We start from the raw sequence: 8,281 nt of genomic DNA, 5'->3' as shown, positions 1-8,281 counted from the left end.
GGGCCGGTGGCCTCCGCGATCGGAGCTGAATGTCAGTCGGCCTCGATAACGTCGGGTACGACACCTGGAGATGGGGGACCCGATGACGGACACCGCGAATCTGAGCGTGGAGCGTGCGGACCTGCTCGCTACTCTCGACAAGCACCGGAGCTTCCTGCGCTACACGGTACGGGGACTCAGCGACGAGCAGGCCGCGCAGCGGCCGACCGCCAGCGAGCTGTGCCTGGGTGGCCTGATCAAGCATGTGACTCGCGCCGAGGAGCAGTGGGCCCGCTTCGCCGAAGGGGGCGCCGAGGCGATGTTCACCGAGGATGACGGGGACTGGGCCGGCGGGTTCCGGATGGAGCCCGGCGACACCCTGGCCGGTCTGCTGGCCGAGTACGAGAAGGTCGCCGGACGCACCGACGAGCTGGCGCGCACCCTTGATCTGGACGCCGCCCACCCGCTGCCGGAGGCCCCGTGGTTCGAGCCTGGGGCGAGCTGGTCGGTGCGCCGGGCGCTGCTGCACATCATTGCGGAGACCGCCCAGCACGCTGGGCATGCCGACATCCTCCGAGAGGCCATCGATGGTCAGAAGACCATGGGCTGACGCGCCATCGATGTGGGCATGCCCGGGACCCACACCGGGCGTGCTCACATATCGTCGGGCAACAGCCGGTACGCCTTGTGGGGTGTGAGGGGCCGGATCACCCGGAAATCACGGCGATCGAGAGTGAGGACCGCGTCTGTACGGTAGTCCGCGGCCAAGACGACATTCACCGCGTCAGCGAGGTCCAAGTCCAGACTGTCGTAGCGTCGCCGCACCGCCGTGGCCGATTCGAGGATCTCCGTGGTCAGCTCGGGGATCTGAAATCGCAGTTGGCGAGCATTGGCAAGGAGGAACGCGATGATCTGCGTCCTCGCCGCTGATCCGAAACGGGCCTTCGCCAAATGGTCGACTTCTGCCAACACCAGGGGAGAGATGACGACGGTTCCAGCCTCGCGAAGCACACGCTGACAATCGATGCTCTCAGCCGCGTCCTCATCAGACGCGGCGATGATGCCGGAGGTGTCACCGATGACAATCATCGGCCCCAACCTCTCCGGCGATCACAGCCGTGACCTCGTCACCGCCGACCGGCTTGCCACCTCCCTTGAAAGTCGGCCACTCCAAGGGCTCGTCCCACACCCGATTCGCCATGGCGGCCAGATGGATCCCCTCACGGATGATTTCCGCCTCGGAAACACCCCGACGTCGGGCGGCTTCCTTGATGAGAGCGAGGTCTTCGGGATCGGCGTAGACGTTCGTCCTCTTCATCGACATGTACCAACGCTAACACACGCACCTAAGTGCAGTCAGGAACGGGCCGGCGCATGCCGATCGACCCACCCCTCGGCGTCATCACCCGGCGCACCCACCTCGAGGAGTTCCTGACCGACCCGAAGCCCGTGGCAGGGCGAGACCGGAAGCTACGGCGGGAAACCCAATAACCATGGACGTCGATACGACCATATACCTCAAGATCAACGGATTTGCCCGGTCCACCCCTTGGCTTCAGGGCGCCATGTCCGCCTACGCCTGGTGGGGCGGGCTGACCGCGCTCACGCTGCTCCTGCTCATCGGATGGTGGCGAGCCCGTCAGCGCTTCTACCCGCCTGGCGCGGTCGCGACCGCGGTCCTCACCGGTCTGTCCACTGTGGTGGCCCTCGAGGTGAACCAGGAGTTGATCTCGCCTCTCATCTCACGGGTCCGCCCGTGCAACGCGGTCCACCACGCGTTGGTGCTGCTCCGCTGCGGCCATGATTTCTCGATGCCCAGCGACCACAGCGTCATCGCCGGGGCCTTCGCCGCCGGGCTTTTCCTCCTGGACCGCAAACTGGGCGTGCTGGCCACCGTACTGGCCGTGCTTGTGGCGTTCGGTCGCGTCTATGTCGGGGTGCACTACCCGTTGGACGCGGCGGCCGGTCTGCTCACCGGGGCGGCACTGGGCCTGCTCGTCGTGGTGGCCCTGCACGGGATCACGGCATCGTTCGCCGCCCGCCTCGCCCATACCGCCCTCCACCCACTGATCTTCGCAGGCATCGATCAACGCGGTACGGCCCAGCCGACCTGACGACACGCATCCTCGACGCGACCAGCGGCGCGACCCGGGGCGGGCCGCCGCCGGCGCGTCAGGGGGAGACCCCCGTTCTCACGCATCCCGCCCTCGCGGCCCGCCCCCTTTGCCCGAGCGCCCAGACCTGGGGAGTGGTTCAGACGCCGGGCGGACCCGGCGGGAAGGGGATGGCGGCGAGGACGGGGATGAGTGACTCCTCCTCGAAGTCCAGGTGCGCCTCCAGTTCGCCGGTCATCCGGTCCAGCTCGGCCCGGAACCGGTCGGGGTGGGCGGTGGTCACGTCGGCGAGCAGTCTCTCGAGCTCGCCCCGGATCCGGTCCACGGTGCGATGCTCGGCGCGCAGTCGCCCGATCGCCGCACGCAGGTGCGGATGCCGCCGCTCCATCTCGGGCAGCAGCTGCGCGTCCTCACCCGTGTGGTGGAAGTGAAGGGACTCGCAGAAGGCCAGGCAGTGCTGCCTGAGCTGGAGGTTGAGGCCGACCGGACGGACATCACCGGCCTCTCTCTCGGCGAAGTACGCATCCGCCTCGGCGCGGACGCGGCGAAGCTGGTCACGCAGCCACCGGTGGATCTCGACGAGTTTGTCGGCGAGGTTGGCGATCTCATCGGGGCCGGCCTCGGTGAAGGAGCGCTCCAGCGCCACCACCGGCAGCCGTCGCTCGACGCCGACCTGGTAGTCCGCGTAGCCGGGCGCCACCCGCACGATCTCCTCGAACAGCCGGTCGCGCTCGGCGCCTTCGGCCGGGACGGCGATCGCGCCGAAGGTCTCGGTGCCGACCTCCACCTCCACCATGGGATGTTCGAGCAGGTTGTGATACCAGGCAGGGTGGCGGGGTGAGCCGCCGGCCGAGGCGACGACGAGCAGCCGGTCACCGTCACGGACGTAACCGAGGGGAGTCGTGTGCTCCCTGCCTGACTTCGCCCCCACCGTGGTCAGCAGCAGCAGATCACCCCCTTCGAAGAGCCCGCCGACGCGTCCGCCGTTGGCGCGGAACTCCTCGACGATCGGACGGTTGAACTCACTGATGTGCGGTTCGGGCCGCATGTACGGGTGTTGGGGCTGGTTCTGGGCCTGTGACAAGCCGGATTTCTCCTTGGCGCACGGTTTCGAACGCGAGATCCTGACGGTCTCTTCGACGGCTCTGTTGGATCTCTTCGTGGCGGGCGCGCCGATGCGCCGCATGCGGACGTACGGAAATCCGCGCGAGAAGCGGCAACCAGGAACAAGGGAGGCACGCCCCGGGACGCGTGAGCGTCAACGGAAGCAGCGACGATGCCGAGAGCGTGGCGAGACGGTCACGCAGCCTACGGCGGTGTCAGACGAGGCGCGTGATGTGTGGACTCACAATGCACTCCCCGGATGTAAAGGTGTCTCCATGCCACCGACGTCCACCTGTTCGGTGACACGCGACACAATCCGTCATTAGACCCGAGACGACCACCCCCGTCAAGGGAGGATCTGACCGCGTAGGCGGGCCTCACTCCTGTGGCCGTACCGCGCGCACGTAGTAGAAGAAGGGCTTGAGCGTCCCGTCGTCCACGAGCTGGAATCCCGCTTCGGGGATCAGGTCGCCGAGCAACTCGCGGGGGCTGTGCCGCATCGCGGGTCCGGACAGCAGGCCGACCAGGCGGGCCGCCAGCGGATTGGTGGGCGGTCGGAATTCGGCGATCAGCAGGCGGCCACCGGGCCGCAGCACGCGGAACATCTGCCGTACGGCACTGCCGCGCGCGTCGACGGGCATGTGGTGGATCGCCAGGCTGGAGACCACCACGTCGAACGACTCATCGGGCAGGTTCATCGTCTGCCCGTCTCCGACCAGGTAGAAGCAGTTCTTGGGCGCACGCCGGCGGGCGTACTCGATCATCGTCTGTGCCGGGTCAATGCCGGTCACCTGCCCGGCGGGACCGACGACCGGTGCCAGGATCCGGGTCAGATAGCCGGTGCCGCAGCCGACGTCCAGGATCCTGTGACCAGGGCGGACGCCCGACAAGGCCGCCAGGCGGGTGAAGACCTCTCGCCGTCGGCCGGCGAAGCCGATGGACGCGAAGACATCGTAGGCCCGGGGATGATCGATCGTCCCGCCCTCCTCGGCGTGCTCGGCATGATCATGAAGCAGCTTGCCCAGTCCCATCGCTATCTCCCTTTGTTGAACATAGTGTTCGTTTACGGATGATCTGTACGCTAGCCTGCAGGGGTCGGCGATGCCGGTCAACAACCAGTTCTGCCCTGCTGTGCCGTATCGAACAGGATCGGGGAAGTTGTCCGGTAATACAGGAGATCGACGGGTGCGGCGGACCCGGCGGGCGATCCGGGACGCGTTGACGGAGCTGATCCTGGAGCGTGGCTACCAGGCGGTGACCGTCAGCGACATCATCGACCGCGCCGATGTGGGCCGTTCGACGTTCTACGCGCACTTCGCGGACAAGCAGTCGGTGCTGTTCGGCCTCCTGGACGAGCTCGCCTTCATGCATCCGGCGCCGGCGGCCGAGGGGGAACTGTTCGCGTTCAGCCTGCCGATGTTGGAACACGTGCGGGAGCGGCACCGGCTGGTGCGGGCCCTGGTCGGGCGGCGTGGCGGCGGCGGGGTGGTCATGGCGCACGGGGAGCGGATGCTGGCCGAGGTCGTCCGCGACGAGCTGCTCGGCCGCGGCGCACGTGCCTCGGCCTCACTCGATCTCGTGGTGACCTGCGTCGTCGGGGCGTTCGCGGCGCTCGTGCGCTCATGGGTGGACGGAGAGATCACCGCCACCCCGGCCGAGTTGGATGCCGCGTTCCGTGCGACCGTCATCCCGGGCGTGCGGGCTCTGCTGGACACCACACCCCCGTCCATCGCCTCCTCGTCGCGATTGTTTGCGCCGGGCATGCGAGGGCAAACGTGATAAATGGGTAGCCACAATCATGCGGTCACCGACGCCATCCTGGAGACGCTGAAGCATGCCGGCGCCGGTCTCAAGGAGGCGGGAGTGCGGTTCGCCCTGGCGGGAGGCTGTGCCGGGTATGCCAGAGGCGCCGCGCCGTCGCTTCACGACGTCGACTTCGCGCTCGTGGAGGAGGACGTCCCACTCGCCCTCAAGGCCCTCGACGGGCTCGGCTTCCAAATCGTCAAGCCGCCAGAGGACTGGCTGGTCAAGGCGTACAACGGGGAGGGCGTGCTCGTCGACATGATCTTCTCGATCGCCGAGCGGCCGGTCACCGAGGAGCTGATCGCGCGGGCACAGCCGATCACCACGGCGGCGATCAGCCTCCCCGTGCTCGAGGCCACCGACCTGGTGGTCTCCTGGATCCTGCCATTGTCGGAGCACAGCTGTGACTACGGATCGCTGCTGCCGGTGATCCGCGCGATGCGGGAGCAGGTGGACTGGGACCGGGTCACCGCCATCGTGGCGCCGTCGCCGTACGCGTCGACGTTCGTCACGCTGCTCGAACGGCTGCGCATCATCACGCCGACCTCGCCGGCGCCACCCGTCGGCTGGCCCTGAAACGGGGGCGCGGGATCCAGGAGGCCGCCATGGTCATACGAGGAGCTCCTCGACCGTGAGCCGCTCGTGTGCGAAGCAGAGGTGTCCCGCCGCTTCTCCAAGGGGTCGGGATAGGACCAGGCGACGTCGTCCACGTGCTCCTCGCCCAAGGCGACCGGTCCCTCAGGCCGCGGAGGTCGGCACCGGTGGCTGGTGCCAGGAATATTCGATGAGAGGTGGGTACGGCTGACCTATGGTGCATGTCATCGATCGGGAGGCCGTACAGGACCTTCACGCCACTCGGCAGGCGCAGTTGATCGAGGTGCTGCCGCCCGAGCAGTACGAGTGGGCGCATCTGCCCGGCGCGGTCAACGTGCCGTTGCCGGAGTTGGCGGCGTCGGCGGCCGGGCTGGACCGCTCACGTCCGGTCATCGTCTACTGCCATGACTGGCTGTGCGACATGAGCTCGCGTGCCGCGCACCGGCTGGAACGCCTGGGGTTCGAGGAGGCCTACGACTACGTCGCCGGCAAGCTGGACTGGCTCAGCGCCGATCTGCCCTATGAGGGGAACGCCGACCTGGTCGTCCGGAGGATGCGACGTGATCCGGTGACCGCCTACCTGAACGACCCGCTGGAGGAGGTCGCCGACAGGATCATCGCGGATCCGGCGGGGCTGGCGGTGGTGGTCGACGAAGACGACGTCGTCCAGGGGGTCATCGGCGCACCCGAACTGGAGGGCACCGACTCGGCGGCCACGGCCGAAGACGCCATGCGCGTCGACGCTCCCACGGTGCGTCCGAGTGAGGGGGCGGCGCTGCTGACCAAGCGCATGGACCGGGCCGAACTCCAGCACGTGGTCGTGACCAAGGCCGACGGCACCCTGGTGGGCCTGTTCGGGCTCGGCGATCTGCGCTCCCAGGAGTCCGAACCCGATCTGGGATAGCCGACGGGTGGGGAGGTGAGGCGGGTGGGCGTCCGGCTCCTGAGTTCATCGCGAACTTCGACTCGACCAGCGCCATGGTGCGCGTCACGGCCCACTACCTGCGTGGCCGCGACTTTCCCGCGCTCGGGCTCAACCCGATGCTCAAGATCTCGGTGGCGTTGGCGAACCTGCTGCCCACACCGCTGCGCACCGGCCTGTGCATTTTCAGCGGCTGGCACGAGTCGATCCCCGGCCGGCGCATCGACAGCGTCGACGCCGAGGAGCGTGAGCGGCGAAGATCGGGAGTACGGCCCGGGCACCGTGCAGGTACCCGAACAGGTTGGTGTCGATGACGCGACGGAAGGCGTCCATCGGCGCGTCCTCGATCCGTGCGAACAGCGTCACCGCGGCGTTGTTGACCCACACGTCGATCCGGCCCAACCGATCGACGGCCGTGCGGGCGAGCTGCCGTACGGCCTCCTCGTCGACGACGTCGGTCGGCACGGGGATCGCCGCGGTACCCCGCTGCCGGCATTCCTCGACCAACTCGTCCAGTGGCTCTTTCCGCCGCGCCGCGACCACCACGGCGCTGCCCTGATCCGCGAACGCGAGGGCTGTGGCGCGTCCGATCCCGCTGGACGCACCGGTAACGACGACCACGGACTTTGAAAGCGAATTCAGCACCATCACATCGCCTCCTCAGGGTCCCGCCAGGGTCCGGTGTCGCGGACCTGGCGGACGGCCTGCGGCGGAACGCCGCCGGCCTGAAGGTGGGGTGCCACATTCAACGGTGGGAGGCCTGCTTCGCATGGGCCTTGTCAGCCATGGTTTCCCCTCCTCGATGCGGGCACTGCCCATGCATCAGCAGGTCAAACCAGAGAGCACTACTGGCCGGACCCGCTGGTGGAAGCCGCACAAGGGAGTCTGCGCAGGAGGGCCACCACGATGCAGAACGACTTTCCGGTCTGGCTGCGGATCGAGCACTGGCTGAACGTGCTGTTCGTCACCCTGCTCATCCGCAGCGGGATCGAGATCCTCGCCGCCCACCCGAAGCTCTACTGGCGCGACCACAGCAGGCCGGGCACGGAGTGGGCGAGGTTCACCCGCAAGACCATGCCGAAGGACAAGCTCTACGACACGCTGGACGAGGAGGAGTCGTATTCCGCGATCGTGTCGCTGCCCGGGCACAAGAAGCTCGGGATGGGCCGGCACTGGCACTTCTTCACCGTGATCGGCTGGCTCCTGCTCGGCATCTCGTACGTGGTCCTGCTGTTCGCGACCGGCCAGTGGCGGCGCTACCTGCCGACCTCGTGGGACATCTTGCCTGAGGCGTGGCGCGACATCGTGACCTACACCGAGTTCCGGCTGCCGCCGATGATTCCGGGTGAGCCGTTCGACGCGCTGCAGAAGCTGAGCTACGCCGCGGTGATCTTCCTGCTGGCGCCGTTCGAGATCCTCACCGGGCTGGCGCAGGTACCGGCGATCGAGGCGCGGTTCCCGTGGTACGTGCGGATGTTCGGCGGCCGGCAGGCGGCGCGCAGCCTGCACTACCTCGGCCTGCTCGCGTTCCTCGCCTTCACGGTCGTGCACCTGATGATGGTCGGGTTCTGGGGCTGGCCGCGCCTCAACGCTCACATGATCTTCGGGGAGGCCCGGAACCTGACGCTCGCGTTCTGGCTGTCCCTGGCCATCATCGCCGCGATCGTGGCGGTGCACGTGGCCGCCACCGTGTGGAGCCTGCGCGGCCCGCGCTCGGTGCAGCGCAGGCTCGGCGCCGTGAACACCGCGGTCAAGCGGCTGCTCC

General features: G+C 67.9%; 11 protein-coding genes. 6 read left to right on the top strand and 5 right to left on the bottom strand.

What is annotated here, in order from left to right:
• The first annotated feature begins 82 nt into the window (after positions 1-82).
• Positions 83-589 (top strand): DinB family protein, encoded by a 507-nt coding sequence (locus tag Mth01_RS28700; protein WP_204019096.1) that lies wholly within the window; start codon positions 83-85, stop codon positions 587-589.
• Between the two features lie 44 nt (positions 590-633).
• On the opposite strand, the gene Mth01_RS28695 is transcribed toward Mth01_RS28700, so the two are convergent.
• Positions 634-1,068 carry a PIN domain-containing protein gene (locus tag Mth01_RS28695; protein WP_204019095.1) on the bottom strand — a complete coding sequence of 145 codons (435 nt, stop codon included), beginning with the start codon at positions 1,066-1,068 and terminating at the stop codon, positions 634-636.
• The gene (locus Mth01_RS28690) at positions 1,052-1,303 is read right to left on the bottom strand and encodes a ribbon-helix-helix domain-containing protein (protein ID WP_204019094.1); all 252 of its coding nucleotides are present in this window, start codon (positions 1,301-1,303) and stop codon (positions 1,052-1,054) included. The genes Mth01_RS28695 and Mth01_RS28690 overlap by 17 nt, the downstream gene beginning before the upstream one ends.
• Before the next feature lie 169 nt (positions 1,304-1,472).
• Between Mth01_RS28690 and Mth01_RS28685 the strand changes: the two genes are divergently transcribed.
• Entirely contained in the window at positions 1,473-2,093 is a 621-nt protein-coding gene (locus Mth01_RS28685; protein WP_204019093.1) for a phosphatase PAP2 family protein, read from the top strand.
• Positions 2,094-2,232: 139 nt separating this feature from the next.
• Here the strand turns inward: Mth01_RS28685 and Mth01_RS28680 are convergent, their stop codons facing one another.
• Both Mth01_RS28680 and Mth01_RS28675 read right to left on the bottom strand, forming a co-directional pair.
• Entirely contained in the window at positions 2,233-3,141 is a 909-nt protein-coding gene (locus Mth01_RS28680) for a nitroreductase/quinone reductase family protein (protein ID WP_204019097.1), read from the bottom strand.
• 433 nt (positions 3,142-3,574) lie between these two features.
• On the bottom strand, positions 3,575-4,228 hold the full coding sequence (locus Mth01_RS28675) for a methyltransferase domain-containing protein (RefSeq protein WP_204019092.1): 654 nt from the start codon (positions 4,226-4,228) through the stop codon (positions 3,575-3,577).
• A gap of 154 nt (positions 4,229-4,382) precedes the next feature.
• On the opposite strand from Mth01_RS28675, the gene Mth01_RS28670 reads away from it, so the two are divergent.
• The 3 genes from Mth01_RS28670 (at position 4,383) to Mth01_RS28660 (ending at position 6,498) form a co-directional block, all read left to right on the top strand.
• The gene (locus tag Mth01_RS28670) at positions 4,383-4,976 is read left to right on the top strand and encodes a TetR/AcrR family transcriptional regulator (protein WP_204019091.1); all 594 of its coding nucleotides are present in this window, start codon (positions 4,383-4,385) and stop codon (positions 4,974-4,976) included.
• Between the two features lie 3 nt (positions 4,977-4,979).
• Positions 4,980-5,576: a nucleotidyltransferase family protein gene (locus tag Mth01_RS28665; RefSeq protein WP_204019090.1), complete on the top strand. Its 597-nt coding sequence runs from the start codon at positions 4,980-4,982 to the stop codon at positions 5,574-5,576.
• Positions 5,577-5,808: 232 nt separating this feature from the next.
• Positions 5,809-6,498 (top strand): rhodanese-like domain-containing protein, encoded by a 690-nt coding sequence (locus tag Mth01_RS28660; RefSeq protein WP_204019089.1) that lies wholly within the window; start codon positions 5,809-5,811, stop codon positions 6,496-6,498.
• A 204-nt stretch (positions 6,499-6,702) separates the two neighbouring features.
• On the opposite strand, the gene Mth01_RS28655 is transcribed toward Mth01_RS28660, so the two are convergent.
• A complete protein-coding gene (locus Mth01_RS28655) occupies positions 6,703-7,164 on the bottom strand; it encodes an SDR family NAD(P)-dependent oxidoreductase (RefSeq protein WP_204019088.1) in 462 nt (153 codons plus the stop codon).
• Positions 7,165-7,422: 258 nt separating this feature from the next.
• Between Mth01_RS28655 and Mth01_RS28650 the strand changes: the two genes are divergently transcribed.
• On the top strand, positions 7,423-8,281 hold an 859-nt coding region (locus Mth01_RS28650), incomplete at its 3' end, for a cytochrome b/b6 domain-containing protein (RefSeq protein ID WP_204019087.1).

It is taken from the genome of Sphaerimonospora thailandensis (assembly GCF_016863115.1).
GTDB lineage: Bacteria > Actinomycetota > Actinomycetes > Streptosporangiales > Streptosporangiaceae > Sphaerimonospora > Sphaerimonospora cavernae.
Note: the sequence above shows the minus strand (reverse complement) of the source record. Positions and strands in the feature narration are given on the sequence as shown.